Origin of the sequence: Pseudomonas sp. W22_MBD1_FP4, from assembly GCF_052113765.1 — a bacterium.
GTDB lineage: Bacteria > Pseudomonadota > Gammaproteobacteria > Pseudomonadales > Pseudomonadaceae > Aquipseudomonas > Aquipseudomonas sivasensis.
On record NZ_JBGQOI010000024.1, the window covers coordinates 12,755 to 32,351 of the forward strand.

Sequence of the window (19,597 nt, forward strand, 5' to 3'; positions counted from 1 at the left end):
GTATGATGCATCCCAAACTCCCGCAGATTAGAAGCCTATGTCCCTGATAGTTCTACTGCTTCTGCCATTCATTGGCAGCTGTCTAGCGGCCTTGCTGCCGCACAATGCACGTAACACCGAATCCCTGTTGGCCGGCCTTGTGGCCCTGGTCGGCACCATTCAAGTCGCCCTGCTCTACCCCCAGATCGCCCACGGTGGCGTGATCCGCGAAGAATTCATGTGGTTACCCAGCCTTGGGCTGAACTTCGTGTTGCGCATGGATGGGTTTGCCTGGCTGTTCTCGATGCTGGTGCTCGGCATCGGCGCGCTGGTGGCGCTGTATGCGCGCTACTACATGTCGCCGGACGATCCGGTGCCACGTTTCTTCGCATTTTTCCTGGCTTTTATGGGCGCGATGCTCGGGCTGGTGATCTCCGGCAACTTGATTCAAATCGTATTTTTCTGGGAACTGACCAGCCTGTTCTCGTTCCTGTTGATCGGTTATTGGCACCATCGCGCCGATGCGCGACGCGGCGCCTACATGGCGTTGATGGTCACCGGTGCAGGCGGCTTGTGCCTGTTGGCAGGCGTGATGTTGCTGGGGCATATCGTCGGCAGCTATGACCTGGACCTGGTGCTGGCGGCGGGCGATCAGATTCGCGCGCACGCGCTGTACCCGGTCATGCTGGCCCTGGTGCTGATCGGCGCCTTGAGCAAAAGCGCGCAGTTCCCGTTCCACTTCTGGCTGCCCCACGCCATGGCGGCACCGACCCCGGTGTCTGCCTATCTGCACTCGGCGACGATGGTGAAGGCCGGCGTGTTCCTGCTGGCCCGCCTGTGGCCCTCGCTGTCGGGCAGCGAAGAATGGTTCTGGATCGTCGGCGGTGCCGGCGCCCTCACTCTCCTCCTCGGCGCTTACTGCGCCATGTTCCAGAATGATCTCAAAGGCCTGCTGGCCTACTCCACCATCAGCCACCTCGGGCTGATCACCTTATTGCTGGGCCTCAACAGCCCGCTGGCGGCCGTCGCGGCGGTGTTCCACATCCTCAACCACGCCACCTTCAAAGCCTCGCTGTTCATGGCGGCGGGCATCATCGACCACGAAAGCGGCACCCGCGACATCCGCAAGCTAAGCGGCCTGGTGCGCCTGATCCCGTTCACGGCGACCCTGGCGATGGTGGCGAGCGCATCCATGGCCGGCGTGCCATTGCTCAATGGATTCCTGTCCAAAGAGATGTTCTTCGCCGAAACCGTGTTTATCTCGGCCACTCAGTGGGTGGAAATCGCCCTGCCGATGATCGCAACCATCGCCGGCACCTTCAGCGTGGCCTATGCGCTGCGTTTTACAGTCGATGTGTTCTTCGGTCCGCCTGCCAAAGACCTGCCCCACACACCCCACGAGCCACCACGCTGGATGCGTGCCCCCGTCGAGTTGCTGGTATTCACCTGCCTGCTGGTGGGCATTTTCCCGGCCCAGGTGGTCGGCTCGATCCTCGCCGCTGCGGCACTGCCGGTGGTCGGCGGTGTACTCCCGGAGTACAGCCTGGCCATTTGGCACGGCTGGAACGCACCGATGATCATGAGCCTGGTGGCCATGACCGGTGGCGTGGTGCTCTACCTGATGCTGCGCAAGCAGCTCAAGCTCGGCCGTTTCAAGTACCCGCCGGTCATCAGCTACTTCAACGGCAAGCGCGGCTTTGAGCGCAGTCTGGTGGTGATGATGCGCGGCGTGCGCAAAATCGAAAAACGCATCAGCACCAAGCGGCTGCAGACCCAGTTGTTCCTGCTGGTGATCGTCGCGGTGATCGGCGCCATGATCCCGATGTTCAACAGCGGCCTCAGTTGGGGCGACCGGCCGAAGATCCCCGGCTCCATCGTGTTCGTGACCCTGTGGCTGCTGGCAATTGCCTGCGCCCTGGGCGCCGCCTGGCAAGCCAAATACCACCGGCTGGCGGCCCTGACCATGGTCAGCGTGTGCGGCCTGATGACGTGCATCACCTTCGTATGGTTCTCCGCGCCCGACCTGGCATTGACTCAACTGGTGGTCGAAGTGGTCACCACCGTGCTCATCCTGCTCGGCCTGCGCTGGCTGCCACGGCGGATCGAAGAAGTCTCGCCACTGCCCAGCTCGCTACGCAAGGCGCGCATTCGCCGCCTGCGTGACTTCCTGCTGTCCACCGTGGTCGGTGGCGGCATGGCGCTGCTGTCCTACGCGATGCTGACGCGCCAGACGCCCAACGATATTTCCTCGTTCTACCTGAGCCGCGCCCTTCCCGAAGGCGGCGGCAGCAACGTGGTAAACGTGATGTTGGTGGACTTCCGTGGCTTCGACACCCTCGGCGAAATCACCGTACTAGGCGCCGTGGCGCTGACGGTGTACGCCCTGCTGCGACGCTTCCGCCCGTCCAAGGAAAGCATGCAACTGCCTGCACAACAGCGCCAACTGGCGCCGGACGTGGCGACCGACCTGGTCAACCCGCGCCAGGCCAGCGATACCGCCCTGGGCTTTATGATGGTGCCGGCAGTGCTGGTACGCCTGCTGCTGCCGATTGCCCTTGTAGTGTCGTTCTACCTGTTTATGCGCGGCCACAATCAACCGGGCGGCGGTTTTGTCGCCGGCTTGGTGATGTCGGTGGCGTTTATCCTGCAATACATGGTGGCCGGTACGCAGTGGGTCGAGGCACAAATGAGCCTGCGGCCAATGCGCTGGATGGGCTTCGGCCTGTTCTCGGCAACGCTGACCGGGATCGGCGCGTTGTTTGTCGGCTACCCGTTCCTCACCACGCACACCTGGCATTTCAGCCTGCCGCTGCTGGGCGATATTCATGTCGCCAGCGCGCTGTTCTTCGACGTCGGCGTATACGCCATGGTCGTCGGCTCGACCTTGCTGATGCTCACCGCCCTCGGTCACCAGTCAGTGCGCGCGCATAAACCGAGCAACCAGGCCAAAGTAGTCGCCGCAACAGAAGGAGCCGCCTGATGGAAGAAGTCATCGCAATTGCCATTGGGGTCCTGGCGGCCTCCGGCGTCTGGTTGATCCTGCGGCCACGGACGTTTCAGGTGGTGATGGGCCTGTGCTTGTTGTCGTACGGGGTCAACCTGTTCATTTTCAGCATGGGCAGCCTGTTTATCGGTAAAGAGCCGATCATCAAGGACGGCGTGCCGCAAGACCTGCTCAACTACACCGATCCCCTGCCCCAGGCACTGGTGCTGACGGCCATCGTGATCAGCTTCGCCATGACCGCACTGTTCCTGGTGGTGCTGCTGGCGTCACGGGGCCTGACCGGCACGGACCATGTGGACGGCCGGGAGCCCAAGGAATGAACTGGGTCAACCAACTGATCGTCGCCCCCATCCTGCTGCCGTTGCTCACCGCAGCGCTGATGCTGATGCTCGGCGAAAAACGCCGCCCGCTCAAAGCCAAGATCAATCTGTTCTCCAGCGTCATCGGCCTCGGCATCGCGATCCTGCTGTTGTACTGGACGCAAAAAGGTGGGCCCGGCTCGATTGGCGTCTACCTGCCGGGCAACTGGCAGGTGCCATTCGGCATCGTGCTGGTGGTGGATCAACTCTCGGCATTGATGCTGGTGCTCACTGGGATTATCGGCGTGAGCGCGCTGTTGTTCGCCATGGCCCGCTGGGACCGTGCCGGTACCAGCTTCCATGCGCTGTTCCAGATCCAGATGATGGGCCTTTACGGCGCGTTCCTCACGGCGGACCTGTTCAACCTGTTCGTGTTCTTCGAGGTGCTGCTGGCCGCGTCCTACGGCTTGATGCTGCACGGCTCGGGCCGCGCGCGGGTGTCGTCGGGCCTGCATTACATTGCGATCAACCTGCTGGCGTCGTCGCTGTTCCTGATTGGCGCGGCGATGATCTACGGCGTTACCGGTACGCTGAATTTTGCTGATCTGGCACTGAAAATCCCGCTGGTACCGGAGGCCGATCGTGGCCTGTTGCATGCCGGTGCGGCGATCCTCGCCACCGCGTTTTTGGCCAAGGCCGGCATGTGGCCGCTGAACTTCTGGCTCGCGCCCGCTTACTCCTCGGCCAGCGCGCCGGTGGCGGCGATGTTCGCGATCATGACCAAAGTCGGCGTGTACACCGTGCTGCGCCTGTGGACGCTGCTGTTCTCCGGCCAGGCCGGCGCTTCGGCGTTGTTTGGTGGCGACTGGCTGGTGTACGGCGGCATGGCAACCATCGTCTTCGCTGGGCTAGCAATGGTGGCGGCGCAACGCCTGGAGCGCATGGCGAGCCTGAGCATCCTGGTGTCGGCCGGCATCCTGCTGTCGTCGGTGGGTTTCGCCCAGCCGAGCCTGACCGCTGGGGCGCTGTTCTATCTGGTCAGCTCGACCCTCGCGTTGAGTGCGCTGTTCCTGCTGGCCGAATTGATCGAGCGTTCGCGCTCGGCCAATGACCTGCCGTTGGATGAAGAAATCGATGCATTGCCCAAGGCCATGGAGTCGTTGCACCCGCGTCCAGGGGTCAACCTGGATGACGAGCAGAAAGCCGTAGTCGGCCAGGTGATCCCTTGGACCATGGCGTTCCTGGGCTTGAGTTTTGTCGCCTGCGCACTGCTGATCATCGGCATGCCGCCGCTGTCCGGGTTTATCGGCAAGCTCAGCTTGCTGAGTGCGCTGGTCAATCCACTGGGCCTGGGTAGCGGCCAGGAAGGCCCGATTCGCCCTGCGGCCTGGGGCCTGATGGCATTGCTGATCCTGTCCGGACTGGCCTCGCTGATCGCCTTCGCCCGTCTGGGTGTCCAGCGTTTCTGGACCCCGGAGGAGCGTCCATCGCCCTTGCTGCGCCGCTACGAATGCGTGCCGATTTTCTTCCTGCTGGGCCTGAGCATCCTGCTGACCTTCAAGGCCGAGCCGCTGATGCGCTACACCCAAGCCACCGCCCAGAGCCTGAACAACCCGGAAAGCTACGTGATGGCGGTCATGGCCACGCGACCAGTGCTCAGCCCTGAAGCCAAGACGGCCGCTCTGGAGGTGCAACCATGAAGCGCTTGCTCCCTGCCCCGTGGTTGTCCCTGGCATTGTGGGTGCTGTGGCTGGTGCTGAACCTCTCCGTCAGCCCTGGCCATCTGCTGCTGGGTGCTGCGCTGGGGGTGCTCGCCCCACTGCTGATGGCGCCGTTGCGCCCGCTGCCGATCCGTATCCGCCGACCTGGCGTAATCATCCGCCTATTCTTCCTGGTGGGCCGCGATGTGATCGTCTCCAACCTGCAAGTGGCCTGGGCTGTGCTGACATGCGGCTCGCGCCCACCGCGTTCGCGCTTCATCAAGATCCCCCTGGACTTGCGTGACGCCAACGGCCTTGCCGCCCTGTCGATGATCACCACCGTGGTGCCCGGCACCATCTGGTCGGAACTGGCGCTGGATCGCAGCATCCTGCTGCTGCACGTCTTCGATCTGGAGGACGAAGTGGCCTTCATCGAACATTTCAAAAGCGCGTACGAGCGGCCATTGATGGAGATCTTCGAATGAGCGCCCTGCTCTCCAATGCAATCCTGTTCAGCCTGTTCCTGTTCTCCCTGGCCATGGTGCTGACGCTGATCCGCCTGTTCAAAGGCCCTTCAGCTCAAGACCGGGTACTGGCGCTGGACTATCTGTACATCCTGGCGATGCTGATGATGCTGGTGCTCGGTATTCGTTATGCCAGTGACACCTACTTTGAAGCGGCGCTGTTGATTGCGTTGTTTGGCTTTGTGGGCTCGTTTGCCCTGGCGAAATTCCTGCTGCGCGGGGAGGTGATTGAATGATGCCGTTCTGGATGGAAATCGTGGTCGCGGTGCTGCTGGTGTTGAGCAGTGTGTTTGCGCTGATCGGCGCGATCGGTTTGCTGCGCATGAAGGACTTCTTCCAGCGCATGCACCCGCCTGCCCTGGCCTCGACGTTGGGAGCCTGGTGTGTAGCGTTGGCGTCGATCGTGTATTTTTCGGTACTCAAGTCCGGGCCGGTGCTGCACGGGTGGTTGATTCCGATTTTGCTGTCGATCACCGTGCCGGTGACCACGTTGCTGCTGGCCCGTACGGCACTGTTTCGCAAGCGCATGGCCGGTGATGACGTGCCGGCCGAAGTCAGCAGCCGCCGCGCCGATAAAACACCGTAGCTCCGGCACTTTATCAGCGCTAGCTTGCGAAGCTCGTCAACGATAACGCAGCACTTCATGCTGAATCGTGGCGCACTCAGGTTTTCGCGAGCAAACTTCGCTCCAACAGTGATTGAAGGTCCGCCCGCCTCAGGGGGTGCAAGGACTCAAGCACGCCACGGCTTGGCTGAACCGCTCAATACAAAGTTCAGGTCAGGCCGATTATTCTGCGTCCAGTGGGCGACCTCGTAGTTGTAACCGTCATAGGACACCTTCTCGTTGGGCGTCGCGTAGGCCTTGGTCGCCACCCAGACCGGCGCGCAGTTACCGGCTTGTTGGGCTGTGACGTTAACCGTATGACTTGCACTGGCGCTGCGATTGTCGGCATCGGTCACCATGAGGTTGATGGTGCGTGGGCCAGCCGTGGCAGGCGCGGTAAGGATCGGACCGATCCCGGAGGAAGACGCCGGCGAAAACTCATTTGCCGTCCATGCATAACGCAGGTTGCCGCCACTCGACCCCGCGCCCGACAGAGTCAGCGTCTTGCCTGCCTCCACGGAAATCGGACCGCTGATTATCGCCTGCGGTGCAGGGCTATCCACTGGCTTGGGCTCTATCACGACGTCCTTGGACAGTGAAGTCGGATTGGGGGAACCGGTACGGTAAACCAGCACCGTAACCCTGCCGGTCGTACTTTGCGTGACCTCGGGCGCCTTCGCCACGATATTCGGGGCACTCACATTCTGGTAAGCAAACGCCGGCGAAAACGCCCAGCTATAGCCGCGAACATCCCGCAGATCATTGACGACGGCGGTAAAGACAGCCACCTCACCGGACATCAGCGTCTGCGGCCCCTCTACCCTGTCGGGTTCGGGCGTGGGCTCATCGGACTCGACCTGAATGCTGCGCGTGACGGTATTACTGCGGTTCTCGCTGTTGGTCACCGTCAGCGATACCGGGAAACTGCCCGCTTTCTCAGGCGCTTTGAAATCAGGCGCCACTGCGGATGAACTGGATGGCTCAAAATCAGCGGCATTCCACCGATATGTCATCTTGGCCGAAGAATGGGGGATCTCTGAACTGGACCCATCCAACTGAAAGGTTTGAGCGCTTTTTATCGACGAAGGTCCCTGGATTTTGGCATAGGGGTCAGTGTCTACGGGTTGCCTGCGCCTGACGACAACGGAGGTCTCCAGTGTCACGGTATCGGCCGGAAGGCTGATTTTTTCAGGATAAGGATCGTTCTCGGTGCCCGGTAACTTCATCAGCGGCGTGACACTGACACTGAACATAAAGGGCGTACTGACAGAGGGCGTGGGGGCAACGATGCGCAAACTCTTCTGCGTCACGCCGATGGGCTGGGTCCATCCGTCCGGCACGGTCCAGCGATATTGGAATTCGGGGTCCTCTGCGCCTTCGTGGGATATGTCGGCCGTCAATTCCACCCAGGTCCCTCCGTTAGCGGAAGAGGCGCCAATGATTTCCCCTTTGATCCGCACGGAGGGAAGGACTTTCAGCGTCTCACTCCGGGTGTTCGCCATCTTGCCGTCAGTAATCTGCACCTCGACCGGGTACTCCATGAATTGCGGCGCCGATGGGGCCTCAATCAACGCGTAACGCCCGTTGACCTGCGGATTGAGTTCAACAGGGATCTTCCAACGATACGTAAACGGCGCTGCGCCTGCATTGGGCACACTCGTCGATCCCGCCTCCACCATCAGGGGAGCGCGACTGTTGCGGTAAGAAGACGCTATGGGCTCACGTTTCTCCCCGGTTTTTATCTTCATGACAACTGACGGGGCAAAAACAAGCGGCACGTCGTTACCCAGGTACGCATGCAGCAATCCGCGAATCTGCCGCTCGTTGACCGCCCCCCAACCAGCCTCGTGCCCCTTCACACCATAACGTCCACCGCCCATGATGCCTTGGGGTGCGGGGCCGTACGTACAGTCTTTGTGAATGGTGTAAAGGCCTAACGTGCCAGCTTCAACCGCATTTTCTTCGGTTGGCAAAGGCGTTTGCGGACTGATCAGATCGCCCCACTTGATTTTTTCCCTGTCAGTCTGACGGGTGATATTCGGCGCCGCAGGCTCGACATCGAAGCACGTCTCGCCAGCGTCATAGGACGCATATTCATCCGCCAACCTGAACAACGCATGACCGATTTCATGGGGAATCGAGGTGATGGCCAGCGGCGTATTGGCAGACGGTTTAAAGATATAAATCTTATTGGTACTGGCGAGACCGCCGACGCCGACCTGGTGGTATGTAAACTTTGAAAGTTTAATCGAAACGTCATAGATGCCATGCCCCAGTTGATTACTGTGCCGCATGATCGTTTCAATATTCTTAGTATCCGGCTCACCCGATACCGGCGAAACATGGTCAAAGCGTAAAAAACCCACTTTATCTTTAATCGCATCGAACACAGTATCGCCCATAATAATATCGATGGCGGCCTGGGTATCGTCACGAAAGGCCTGCATATCGTCTTGGGCATAACCATCGCCGACAATTGCAAACACCAGCGGCTTTCTCTGGGTGCTACCGTCCGGATTAAGCATGACCACCTTGTCGCTGTCGATATCGCCTAGGACACCGCGCAAAGGTGCTCGCTTCGCCAAGCGTTCGATGGCCTGGCGATCGAGTTCCAGTAACGGCTTGCGCATCGCTGCGCCATCGAGTGAGTCAACCGCCTTGAGGTCAATACGAAAGATCTTGATCCTGGACACTTGGCTGTCGTAAGGAAGCAATACTTCTTCAGTGCCTTCTACAGCAGATTCCGCACTGACACTTGATATTGCACCTGTTATCTCATTAAAAACTTCGCCGCGACGATAACGACTGTCATTAATGGTGCTGCTATAAAGCGTATTGCCATTGGCGTCCACAGTAATAACTTTCCATCCCCGCTCAACATCGGCATGTTCCGCCAAAATCGCCGGAGGCACCTTGTAATTACCGAGGGAAACTTCAGCAACATCTAGCGAATCGTGCTGACTTTGCAGTTGCATCCACACACTTTGAGCTTGGGAGATCGGCATCCACACCAGTAGCGCCAATACAGTTATTATCTTATTCATTCCAATATCCTTCGTACCGGTGAGGAAATCAAAATTCTTTAAGAGATAAAACTGTTTCGCCGCACACTACGCTAACGTTCTCTGATTTGAGTCAGGATCATAAATTGATGTTTGTCAAGAAAGGTGACTCAGGCACATTGCCACGAGTCAAACCCGGCAACTGCAATTAGCCTTCATTCGGTACACCAGTCGGCACATAGTGAACACCTGCCAGCCACTCCACGGCAGCGTGTTTGCGCTGATCGGTGCGACCGGGTTGTTGCGCATGAAGGACGTCTTCCAGCACATGCAGCCGCCTGCCCTCGCCTCGACGTTGGGGGCCTGGTGTGCTGCTGGCCCGTACGGCGCTGTTTCGTAAGCGCATGGCCGGTGATGACGTGCCCGCTGAAGTCAGCAGCCGCCGCTGAGCTCTGAGGCGAACACGGTAAAAATGTGGGAGGGGGCTTGCCCCCGATCGCAGTGGTTCAGTCAGTTCATCTGTTGCAGACTCACCGCAATCGGGGGCAAGCCCCCTCCCACACTTGATCGCTGTTGCCAGGTGGAAAGCAGTCGGCTGTAGACCTCATGGACACAGACCCCTGTGGGAGATGTCGAGCTTTAGCGAGGCTTCGAAGGCGGCGGAACTGTTGGCAGGTATGTTGGCTGACACAGCGCTATCGGGGGCATGTCGAATCCTCACACCGTCCCTCCCACACTCGATCGGGTGAGCCGCTCACTAAAACGGTGTGCAAAAAAAAAGCCCCGAACCAGTCGGGGCGTTTTTCATCCAGCGTTTGCCAATCAGGCCTGATCAGCCAACCGCCACGTCGTCCCGCCCTTCCCGTCTTCCAACACCACGCCCATCGCGGTCAGTTGGTCACGGATACGGTCGGATTCCGCCCAGTCCTTGCCTGCGCGAGCCGCCAGACGCGCCTGGATCAGCGCATCAACCTCAGCCGCATCCACGCGCCCTTCGGCGCCGGCTTGCAGGAAGTCATCGGCTTCCATCTGCAATACACCCAGCACGCTGGCCAGCTCTTTCAAGCGAGCAGCCAGGCCAGCCGCTGCGTCGAGATCGCTCTCGCGCAGGCGGTTGATTTCACGCACCATTTCGAACAGCACCGCGCAGGCTTCGGGTGTGCCGAAGTCGTCGTTCATGACTTCGGTGAACCGTGCCACGAACGCTTCGCCGCCAGCCGGTGCAACGGCGGGCAAGCCTTTCAACGCGTGGTAGAACCGCTCCAGGGCGCCTTTGGCGTCCTTGAGGTTGTCTTCCGAGTAGTTGATGGCGCTGCGGTAGTGGCTGGACACCAACAGGTAACGCACTACTTCCGGGTGGTACTTTTCCAGCACGTCGCGAATGGTGAAGAAGTTGTTCAAGGACTTGGACATCTTCTCGCCATTGATGCGGATCATGCCGCAGTGCATCCAGGCGTTGGCGTAGGTCTTGCCGGTGGCGGCTTCGCTCTGGGCGATTTCGTTTTCGTGGTGCGGGAACTCAAGGTCGCTGCCGCCGCCATGAATGTCGAAGGTCTCGCCCAGGCAGCAGGTGGACATCACCGAGCATTCGATGTGCCAGCCCGGACGCCCGGCGCCCCATGGGGATTCCCAGCTCGGCTCGCCGGGCTTGGTGCCTTTCCACAGCACGAAGTCCAGCGGATCCTGCTTGGCTTCGTCGACTTCGATACGCGCACCGATGCGCAGGTCTTCGATCTTCTTGCGCGACAGCTTGCCGTAGCCCATGAACTTGGCGACGCGGTAGTACACGTCGCCATTGCCGGGGGCGTAGGCATAACCCTTGTCGATCAGGGTCTGGATCATGGCGTGCATGCCAGGGATGTGGTCCGTGGCGCGCGGCTCCATGTCCGGCTTGAGGATGTTGAGGCGAGCCTCGTCCTCATGCATCGCGGCGATCATGCGCTCGGTCAGCGCGTCGAACGACTCACCGTTTTCATTGGCGCGGTTGATGATCTTGTCGTCGATGTCGGTGATGTTGCGAACATAGGTCAAGTCATAGCCGCTGAAACGCAACCAGCGGGTCACCAGGTCGAAGGCAACCATGCTGCGGCCGTGGCCGATGTGGCAGTAGTCGTACACGGTCATGCCGCACACGTACATGCGCACCTTGTTGCCATCCAGCGGCTTGAAGACTTCTTTGGTCTTGCTGAGTGTGTTGTAGATCGTTAGCACGACAGTTCCTTAAAACAGAATCACTGGCCCCACGAATCACGCAAGGTCACGGTACGGTTGAATACCGGAGCGCCTGGTTTCGAGTCCTTGATATCCGCGCAGAAGTAACCTTCGCGCTCGAACTGGAAACGGTCTTCCGGCTGTGCGTCGCCAAGCGATGGCTCAGCACGACAACCAGTGAGTACTTGCAGGGAATCAGGGTTGATGTTGTCGAGGAAACTGGCGCTGTCTTCTGCCTTCTCAGGGTTCGGTGAGCGGAACAGGCGATCGTACAGACGCACTTCGCACTCGATGCTGGCCGCAGCCGGCACCCAGTGGATCACGCCTTTGACCTTGCGGCCTTCAGGGTTCTTGCCGAGGGTTTCCGGGTCGTAGGAGCAACGCAGCTCAACGATGTTGCCATCGGCGTCCTTGATTGCTTCGTCGGCGCGGATCACGTAGCTGCCGCGCAAGCGCACTTCGCCGTTCGGTTCCAGGCGCTTGTAGCCTTTTGGCGGCTCTTCCATGAAGTCATCGCGGTCGATGTAGATTTCACGGGCGAATGGCAGCTTGCGCACGCCGAGTGCTTCGTTCTGCGGATGACGCGGCAGTTCGAGGTGATCGACCTTGTCTTCCGGATAGTTGGTGATCACGACTTTCAACGGACGCAAGACGCACATGGCGCGCGGAGCATTCGCGTCGAGGTCCTGACGGATGCTGAATTCGAGCATGCCGAAGTCAACCACGCCATCGGAACGGTTGGTGCCGACCATGTCGCAGAAATTGCGGATCGACGCCGGGGTGTAGCCGCGACGGCGGAAGCCCGACAGGGTCGACATGCGCGGGTCATCCCAACCAAACACGTGCTTCTCATCGACCAGTTGCTTGAGTTTGCGCTTGCTGGTGATGGTGTAGTTCAGGTTCAGGCGGCTGAATTCGTACTGACGCGGGTGCGCCGGAACCGGCAGGCTGTCCAGGAACCACTCGTACAGCGGACGATGGCTTTCGAACTCCAGGGTGCAGATGGAGTGAGTGATGCCTTCGATGGCGTCCGACTGACCGTGGGTGAAGTCGTAGTTCGGGTAGATGCACCACTTGTCACCGGTCTGGTGGTGGTGGGCATGGCGGATGCGGTACATGATCGGGTCGCGCAGGTTCATGTTCGGCGAAGCCATGTCGATCTTGGCGCGCAGTACGCGGGCGCCGTCCGGGAACTCACCGGCGCGCATGCGGGCGAACCAGTCGAGGTTCTCTTCCACGGAACGGTCGCGGAACGGGCTGTTCTTGCCCGGTTCGGTCAGCGTGCCACGGTATTCCTTGGCCTGCTCCGGGGTCAGGTCGTCGACGTAGGCCTTGCCGGCCTTGATCAGCTCGACGGCCCAGTCGAACAACTGGTCGAAGTATTTGGAGGCATAGCGCACTTCACCGGACCATTCGAAGCCCAGCCACTTGATGTCGCTTTCAATGGCGTCGATGTATTCCTGGTCTTCCTTGGCCGGGTTGGTGTCGTCGAAACGCAGGTGCGTGACGCCACCGAACTCCTGGGCCAGGCCGAAGTTCACACAGATCGACTTAGCGTGACCAATGTGCAGGTAGCCGTTGGGCTCTGGCGGGAAGCGGGTGACGATCTGCGTGTGCTTGCCCGAATCCAGGTCCGCCTGGATGATCGGGCGCAGGAAATTGACCGGGACGGCAGGTCCGGCCTTGGAATTCGAGGTAGTGTCGACAGTGGGCTTGCTCATAGGATCCTTGAACAGACAGGTTCGTGGCCGGTTGGGGCCAGATAAAACAAAGGCCGTATCATAGCTGATGCTGTCAAGCTGCTGACAGAGCGCGGTCAAAAACTGCTGCATTTATTGCTGCTTTTATGACGGGCGCGGTAAAAAACCACCTCGAAATTCCTGCAAGGCACGCTAAACTGCGCGCCTTGGCCGCAGTTTAGCCAAACCGGTAAGGCGCCAAGGCGCTCAAACCCACGAATTTCCTGAAAGAGTAGTGAACATGACTCAAGTCAAACTGACCACCAACCACGGCGAGATCGTCATCGAGCTGAACGCCGAGAAAGCGCCGATCACCGTCGCCAACTTCATCGAGTACGTGAACGCTGGCCACTACGAAAACACCGTTTTCCACCGCGTCATCGGTAACTTCATGATCCAGGGCGGCGGTTTCGAGCCAGGCATGAAAGAGAAGAAAGACAAGCGTCCAAGCATCCAGAACGAAGCGGACAACGGCCTTTCCAACGACAAGTACACCGTTGCCATGGCCCGTACCATGGAGCCGCATTCGGCCTCCGCACAGTTCTTCATCAACGTGGCCGATAACGCCTTCCTGAACCACAGCGGCAAGAACGTGCAGGGTTGGGGCTACGCCGTGTTCGGTAAAGTCACCGAAGGCCAGGACGTTGTCGACAAGATCAAAGGCGTGTCCACCACGTCCAAAGCCGGTCACCAGGACGTTCCAGCAGAAGACGTAATCGTCGAGAAAGCCGAGATCGTTGGGTGATATTGCTGATTTCAGATTTGCATCTGGAAGAGGAGCGCCCGGACATCACCCGGGCGTTTCTGGATCTGCTCCACGGCCGCGCCCGTGGCGCCCAGGCGTTGTACATTCTGGGGGACTTCTTCGAAGCCTGGATTGGCGACGATGGGATGACCCCTTTTCAACGTTCGATTTGCGCAGCCCTGCGCGAGCTGAGCGACAGCGGCACCCCGATTTTTATCATGCATGGCAACCGCGATTTCCTGATCGGCAAGGCGTTCTGCAGAGCAGCAGGCGCGACCTTGCTCAAGGACCCGAGTGTCGTGCAGTTGTATGGCGAACCCGTGCTGTTGATGCACGGCGACAGCCTCTGCACCCGCGACGTGGGTTATATGAAGCTGCGGCGCATCCTGCGTAACCCGATTGTGCTGTTTATCCTGCGTCACTTGCCCTTGCGCACCCGCCACAAGCTGGCGCGCAAGCTGCGCAGTGAGAGCCGGACACAGACGCGCATGAAGGCCAACGACATTGTCGATGTAACCCCCGAGGAAGTGCCGCGGGTGATGCAGCAGTTCGGCGTGCGCACCCTGGTCCACGGCCATACCCACCGCCCGGCGATCCACAAACTGCAGATTGGCGAGCAGGCGGCCAAGCGCATTGTGCTGGGGGATTGGGACAAGCAGGGTTGGGCGTTGCAGGTGGATGAGCAAGGGTTTCAGTTGGCGGCGTTTGATTTTGTGAATCCGCAGCTGGCATTGCCTGGCGCCTGAGACCTCAAACACCACTGATCCAATGTGAACAGAGATCAAAATGTGGAAGGGGGCTTGCCCCCGATGGCTGTGGATCAGTCAGCATTTTTTGGCTGACCCACCGCTATCGGGGGCAAGCCCCCTCTCACATTTGATTGCATTCCAGTCCGTGTGGATCAGTGGCCGCTTGCTTCCGGCCCCGCCTTGGCGCCAAACGGCGGCTTCGCCAGCCACACCAGCAGCATCAATCCCATGAACATCCACCCCAACAACGTGAAGTAATCCACGGTGGACATCATGTACGCCTGGCTGGTGAGGATCTGGTCCAACTGCGCATAGGCCTTGTGCCCTGCCCCACCCAACGCATCCAGCGCATTGCGCGTGGCCGCGTCATAGGTGGTCATGTTCTCGCTCATGTACGCATGGTGCTGGTCCGCCCGGCGAATCCAGATCCAGGTGGTCAGCGACGCCGCAAAACTGCCGCCTAACGTACGCAGGAAGGTTGCCAGGCCCGCACCGTCGGCAATCTGGTGCGGTGGCAGGTCGGACATCAAGATGCTCAGGGTCGGCATAAAGAACAGTGCAACACCAATCCCCATGAACAACTGCACAAGGGCGATGTGGGTGAAGTCCACTTCATTGGTAAAGCCTGCGCGCATGAAGCAGCTCAAGCCAATCGCCAGGAACGCCAGGCCCGCCAGCAGACGCAGGTCGAACTTGTGCGCGTACTTGCCCACGAACGGCGACATCAGCACCGGCAGAATCCCGATCGGTGCCACCGCCAGGCCGGCCCAGGTGGCGGTGTAGCCCATCTGGGTTTGCAGCCATTGTGGCAGGATCAGGTTGATGCCAAAGAAGCCCGCGTAACCGAGGATCAACACGATGGTGCCGATGCGGAAGTTACGGTAGGCGAACAGCCGCAGGTTGACCACTGGGTGCTTATCGGTCAGTTCCCAGATGACGAACACTGCCAGGGCAATCGCCGAAATCGCCGCGCCGATGATGATGAAGTTGGATTCGAACCAATCCAGGTCATTGCCCTTGTCGAGGATGATCTGCAAGGCGCCGACCCCCACGATCAGGCTTAACAACCCGACGTAATCCATCGGCTGATAACTGGTGACCACAGGTCGCTTCTTCAGCTGCGCACGCACCACCATCACCGCAAAGATGCCGATGGGGACGTTGATAAAGAAGATCCACGGCCAGCTGTAGCTGTCGGTGATCCAGCCGCCGAGGATTGGCCCGGCAATCGGCGCGACCACCGTGACCATCGCCAGTAACGCGAGGGCCATGCCGCGCTTCGCCGGCGGGTAGACCGCAATTAACAAGGTTTGGGTCATCGGGTACAACGGCCCCGCCACCAAGCCTTGCAGTACCCGAAAGCCGATCAGCTCGGGCATCGAAGTGGAAATCCCGCACAGGAACGACGCCAGCACAAACAGAATGGTCGCCCACAGAAACAGCTTCACCTCGCCAAAGCGTCGGCTCAACCAACCGGTGAGCGGCAAGGCGATGGCGTTGCTCACCGCAAACGAGGTGATCACCCAGGTGCCCTGCTCCGAACTCACGCCCAGGTTGCCGGAAATGGTCGGCAACGCCACGTTGGCGATGGTGGTGTCGAGCACCTGCATAAAAGTCGCCAGCGACAGGCCAATGGTGGCCATCAACAGGCTGGGTGGCGTGAACGAGGCGTTATTGCTCATCAGCGTTGCACAGCCTTGGGAGCGGCGACGCTGTTGTCATGGATCAACTGGGTGATCATGGCATCGGCTTCGGCCAATTGGCGGTCATACACGTTGGTGGTGAAAGAGGCCTTTTGTGGCGGCTGTTGCGCCAGAACGGGACCGCTCTGGTCGTGCAGGTCCACATTCACCACGGTGCTCAAGCCAACGCGCAGTGGGTGCTTGGCCAACTCTTCGGCATTGATATGGATGCGCACCGGTACTCGCTGCACGATCTTGATCCAGTTACCGGTGGCGTTCTGCGCCGGCAACAGGGCGAACGCACTGCCGGTGCCGGCGCCGAGGCTGTCGACGGTGCCGCTGTATTTCACATCGCTGCCATAGATATCCGACTCGATGTCCACCGGTTGGCCAATGCGCATGTCGCGCAGTTGGGTTTCCTTGAAGTTGGCGTCGATCCACAGTTGGTTCAGCGGGATCACGGCCATCAATGCGGTACCCGGCTGCACGCGCTGGCCCAGTTGCACGGAGCGCTTGGCGACATAGCCGGTGACCGGCGCGATCAGGGTGCTGCGCGCATTGGTCAGGTAGGCCTGACGCAATTGCGCGGCGGCAGCTTGCACGTCCGGATGGGACGAGATCACCGTGTCATCCACCAGGGCGTTGCTGGTTTTGAGCTGCTGCTCAAGGTTGGTCAGGGCGTTCTTGGCGGCCGTCAGACTGTCACGGGCATGGGACAGTTCCTCCAGGGAAATCGCCCCGCCCTGGGCCAGGGTCTTACGACGGTTGTAGTTGTCCTGAGCGGTCTGCACATCGGCTTTCTGCGCGTTGACCTGGGCTTTCATGCCATCAACGTTGCTGTACAAGCCACGCACCTGACGCACGGTACGCGCCAGGTTGGCCTGGGCACTTTGCAGGCCGACGGCGGCGTCATTCGGGTCGAAGTTGACCAGCACCTGGCCCTCGTGGACCAAGTCGCCATCGTCCGCGCCGATGCTCACCACGGTGCCGGTGACCAGCGGGGTGATTTCCACCACGTTGCCGTTCACATAAGCGTCGTCGGTGCTCTCGTTGAAGCGCCCGTAGAATTCGTGCCAGGCCCATACGCCGAGGACGCTGAGGATGACGATCAGCGCAAGGCTGATCAGCATGACTTTGCGTTTGCGCGGGTTGTTGTCTTTGGGTTGTTCTGTAGCGTTAGTGTTTTCGGCAGTGGCCATGACAAATACCTCAAATTATTCTGTGCGAGTGGCTGGGGTGGTCGACGCCACGTTGTCGGCGTTGAACCCGCCGCCCAGGGCCTGCATCAATTGAATCGATAGAGCGATCTGCCCGGCATTCAGGGTCGCCAGCTGACGCTGGGCCTGCAGCAATTGCTGTTCGATGCTGAGCACGTCCAGGTAGTTACCGATCCCGGAGCCGTACCGCTGAAGCACCGTGTCGTAGGACTGCTGGGCAATATCGGTAGCGTGTTGCTGGGCCTGGATCTGCCGGCCGGTTTCGCGCAGTTGCGAAAGGGTGTTGCCAATATCACCCAAGGCTTGCACCAGGGTTTTGTTGTATTGGGCCACGGCGAGGTCGTAGTCGGCGTCGCGGGCATCGAGGCCGGCGCGCAGGCGGCCGCCGTCAAAGATCGGCAGCGAGATCGTTGGCGCGATATTGAAGAAGCGGCTGGCCGACCCGAACATCGCATCCCCCAGCAACGACTCGGCCCCGGCGCTCGCGCTCAGGTTGAGGTTGGGGTAGAAGCGCGTCTTGCTGGCCGCGATGTCCTTGCTCGCCGCCTCCACACGCCACCGTGCGGCGATCAGGTCCGGACGACGGCCCAACAGTTCGGCAGGCAACACCGACGGGACAGCAACGGCAGCGGGTTTCAACACACTGGGACGCGCCAGCTCATTGCCGCGATCCGGGCCTTTACCGAGCAGCACCGCGAGGGCGATCTTGGCACTCTGCAGTTGTTTTTCCGCGTCGATCAATTGCGATTGGGAGCTGGCCTCCAGGCTTTCGGTCTGCTGGTACTGATAGTGGCTGTCGATGCCCGAATCCAGGCGGCGCTTGCTGAGATCGAGCATTTGCCGGGTGCGCTTGAGGTCGTCAGTGGCCAGGTCGCGCACGATATGGGCCTGGCCCAGGTCGCTGTAGGCCTTGGCCACATCAGCAGCCAGGGTCAGGCGCGCGGCCTGTTGATCGACTTCAGCGGCACGGGCCTGGCCCAATGCAGCTTCCCAGGCGGCGCGCTGGCCACCCCAGAGGTCGAAGGTGTAGTTGAAGCTGGCACCGATTTTTCGCACGGTGGAGTACGCATCGCCCTGCCCCAGCGGGTCCTGATCCTTGGCCAGCCGCGAACGGGTCACACCGGCGCTGGCATCCAGGGTCGGCATGCGCGACGCGTCGGCGGCGTAGGCGGCCGCTTCGGCCTGATGGGCACGGGCGCTCGCCACTTGCATGTCGGGGCTGTTTTGCAGGGCTTCATGGATCAGGCCGTCGAGCTGTGGGTCGCCGAGGCCTTTCCACCAATCGGCGCTGGGCCAGGCCGCACTCGACAGGGTCACGCCGCTCAGGGATTTACCGGCTTGCAGAGTGTTGGCGTCGAGGCGCTGGCCTTGGGTGTCGAGGCCGCTGAAATTGGCGCAACCGGCCATGCTCATGGCGACCAGCACTAGGCATAGGGCACGTGGATTCATCATTTACCTACCCGCTGAAGGGTGATGGGATCACCCGCAGCTATCAGAATTTTCTTGAGGATCTGTTCCAGGGTTTCCAACTCGCCGGGCTCCAATACGCCCGCCAGTTGGTTCAGCGCCTGGGCGCCGATGTGCGGCAGCATGTCCGCCAGGCGCTGGCCGTCGGCAGTCAACACCAACTGCACCTGGCGTCGGTCCAGCTCGGAACGCTTGCGGCTGAGCAGGTTTTTTTGCTCCAGGCGATCGAGCATGCGGGTCATCGAACCGCTGTCCAGAGACAGGTTGCGGCACAGCTCCGCCGGGGTGTCGACGCCGAACTGGGCCATGATGATCAACACCTTGAACTGCGCGGCCGTGATGCCGTGGGGTTCCATATGGGTGTCGATGATGCGGTCCTTGAGGATCGCAGCGCGGCCCAGCAACAGGCCGAGATGGCAGTTGTGGAAGTTTTCGGGGGTGAAATGGGGCATCGAAAGTCACCTTATTGCTGCCTAGGCAGCGAATGTATGACGAGATGTTACTGCTTAGGCAGCGAATGTCAAATGGAATAATTAGCTTGCTTGCTAATTCGACGACAGGCGGGAGCAAATGTGTGAGGGGGCTTATCCCCGATCACGGTGTGTCAGTCACTACATCTGCTGACTGTCACACCGCAATCGGGGGCAAGCCCCCTCACACATTTTTTGACCGACT

Annotated in this window: 15 protein-coding genes and 1 pseudogene; 9 read left to right on the top strand and 7 right to left on the bottom strand. The window is 60.2% G+C overall.

Annotation, left to right across the window (positions count from 1 at the left end; genetic code table 11):
• Positions 1-37: 37 nt before the first annotated feature.
• From ACEN2T_RS24860 to ACEN2T_RS24885, 6 genes are read left to right on the top strand one after another with little or no spacing between them, the layout of a single operon-like run.
• On the top strand, positions 38-2,959 hold the full coding sequence (locus ACEN2T_RS24860) for a monovalent cation/H+ antiporter subunit A (RefSeq protein ID WP_032889775.1): 2,922 nt from the start codon (positions 38-40) through the stop codon (positions 2,957-2,959).
• Positions 2,959-3,303, top strand: a complete 345-nt coding sequence (locus ACEN2T_RS24865; RefSeq protein WP_003192163.1) for a Na+/H+ antiporter subunit C — start codon at positions 2,959-2,961, stop codon at positions 3,301-3,303. The genes ACEN2T_RS24860 and ACEN2T_RS24865 overlap by 1 nt, the downstream gene beginning before the upstream one ends.
• The gene (locus ACEN2T_RS24870) at positions 3,300-4,982 is read left to right on the top strand and encodes a monovalent cation/H+ antiporter subunit D (RefSeq protein ID WP_032889777.1); all 1,683 of its coding nucleotides are present in this window, start codon (positions 3,300-3,302) and stop codon (positions 4,980-4,982) included. The genes ACEN2T_RS24865 and ACEN2T_RS24870 overlap by 4 nt, the downstream gene beginning before the upstream one ends.
• Positions 4,979-5,467, top strand: a complete 489-nt coding sequence (locus tag ACEN2T_RS24875) for a Na+/H+ antiporter subunit E (protein ID WP_032889779.1) — start codon at positions 4,979-4,981, stop codon at positions 5,465-5,467. Before ACEN2T_RS24870 ends, ACEN2T_RS24875 begins: the two co-directional genes overlap by 4 nt.
• The gene (locus tag ACEN2T_RS24880; RefSeq protein ID WP_005789171.1) at positions 5,464-5,742 is read left to right on the top strand and encodes a K+/H+ antiporter subunit F; all 279 of its coding nucleotides are present in this window, start codon (positions 5,464-5,466) and stop codon (positions 5,740-5,742) included. Before ACEN2T_RS24875 ends, ACEN2T_RS24880 begins: the two co-directional genes overlap by 4 nt.
• Positions 5,739-6,092: a Na+/H+ antiporter subunit G gene (locus ACEN2T_RS24885; protein WP_032889780.1), complete on the top strand. Its 354-nt coding sequence runs from the start codon at positions 5,739-5,741 to the stop codon at positions 6,090-6,092. Before ACEN2T_RS24880 ends, ACEN2T_RS24885 begins: the two co-directional genes overlap by 4 nt.
• A gap of 146 nt (positions 6,093-6,238) precedes the next feature.
• On the opposite strand, the gene ACEN2T_RS24890 is transcribed toward ACEN2T_RS24885, so the two are convergent.
• Complete coding sequence (locus tag ACEN2T_RS24890) at positions 6,239-9,154, bottom strand: M64 family metallopeptidase (RefSeq protein ID WP_442117729.1); 2,916 nt, start codon at positions 9,152-9,154, stop codon at positions 6,239-6,241.
• Positions 9,155-9,329: 175 nt separating this feature from the next.
• Here ACEN2T_RS24890 and ACEN2T_RS24895 point away from each other — a divergent pair.
• A pseudogene (locus tag ACEN2T_RS24895) lies at positions 9,330-9,561 on the top strand (monovalent cation/H(+) antiporter subunit G).
• Between the two features lie 373 nt (positions 9,562-9,934).
• Here the strand turns inward: ACEN2T_RS24895 and cysS are convergent.
• Complete coding sequence (cysS, locus tag ACEN2T_RS24900; protein ID WP_032889792.1) at positions 9,935-11,323, bottom strand: cysteine--tRNA ligase; 1,389 nt, start codon at positions 11,321-11,323, stop codon at positions 9,935-9,937.
• Positions 11,324-11,343: 20 nt separating this feature from the next.
• A complete protein-coding gene (locus ACEN2T_RS24905) occupies positions 11,344-13,044 on the bottom strand; it encodes a glutamine--tRNA ligase/YqeY domain fusion protein (protein WP_032889794.1) in 1,701 nt (566 codons plus the stop codon).
• 259 nt (positions 13,045-13,303) lie between these two features.
• Between ACEN2T_RS24905 and ACEN2T_RS24910 the strand changes: the two genes are divergently transcribed.
• Positions 13,304-13,807: a peptidylprolyl isomerase gene (locus tag ACEN2T_RS24910; RefSeq protein WP_032889796.1), complete on the top strand. Its 504-nt coding sequence runs from the start codon at positions 13,304-13,306 to the stop codon at positions 13,805-13,807.
• Positions 13,804-14,553 (top strand): UDP-2,3-diacylglucosamine diphosphatase, encoded by a 750-nt coding sequence (lpxH, locus tag ACEN2T_RS24915; RefSeq protein WP_442117730.1) that lies wholly within the window; start codon positions 13,804-13,806, stop codon positions 14,551-14,553. The genes ACEN2T_RS24910 and lpxH overlap by 4 nt, the downstream gene beginning before the upstream one ends.
• A gap of 155 nt (positions 14,554-14,708) precedes the next feature.
• Here the strand turns inward: lpxH and ACEN2T_RS24920 are convergent, their stop codons facing one another.
• Genes ACEN2T_RS24920 through ACEN2T_RS24935 form a run of 4 tightly spaced genes read right to left on the bottom strand, consistent with a single transcriptional unit; the run spans position 14,709 to position 19,374 of the window.
• Complete coding sequence (locus ACEN2T_RS24920; protein WP_032889801.1) at positions 14,709-16,238, bottom strand: DHA2 family efflux MFS transporter permease subunit; 1,530 nt, start codon at positions 16,236-16,238, stop codon at positions 14,709-14,711.
• A complete protein-coding gene (locus ACEN2T_RS24925) occupies positions 16,238-17,437 on the bottom strand; it encodes an HlyD family secretion protein (protein WP_095184413.1) in 1,200 nt (399 codons plus the stop codon). The genes ACEN2T_RS24920 and ACEN2T_RS24925 overlap by 1 nt, the downstream gene beginning before the upstream one ends.
• A gap of 15 nt (positions 17,438-17,452) precedes the next feature.
• Positions 17,453-18,904 (bottom strand): efflux transporter outer membrane subunit, encoded by a 1,452-nt coding sequence (locus tag ACEN2T_RS24930; RefSeq protein ID WP_122680625.1) that lies wholly within the window; start codon positions 18,902-18,904, stop codon positions 17,453-17,455.
• Positions 18,904-19,374 (bottom strand): MarR family winged helix-turn-helix transcriptional regulator, encoded by a 471-nt coding sequence (locus tag ACEN2T_RS24935; protein WP_095184411.1) that lies wholly within the window; start codon positions 19,372-19,374, stop codon positions 18,904-18,906. The genes ACEN2T_RS24930 and ACEN2T_RS24935 overlap by 1 nt, the downstream gene beginning before the upstream one ends.
• Positions 19,375-19,597: the final 223 nt, after the last annotated feature.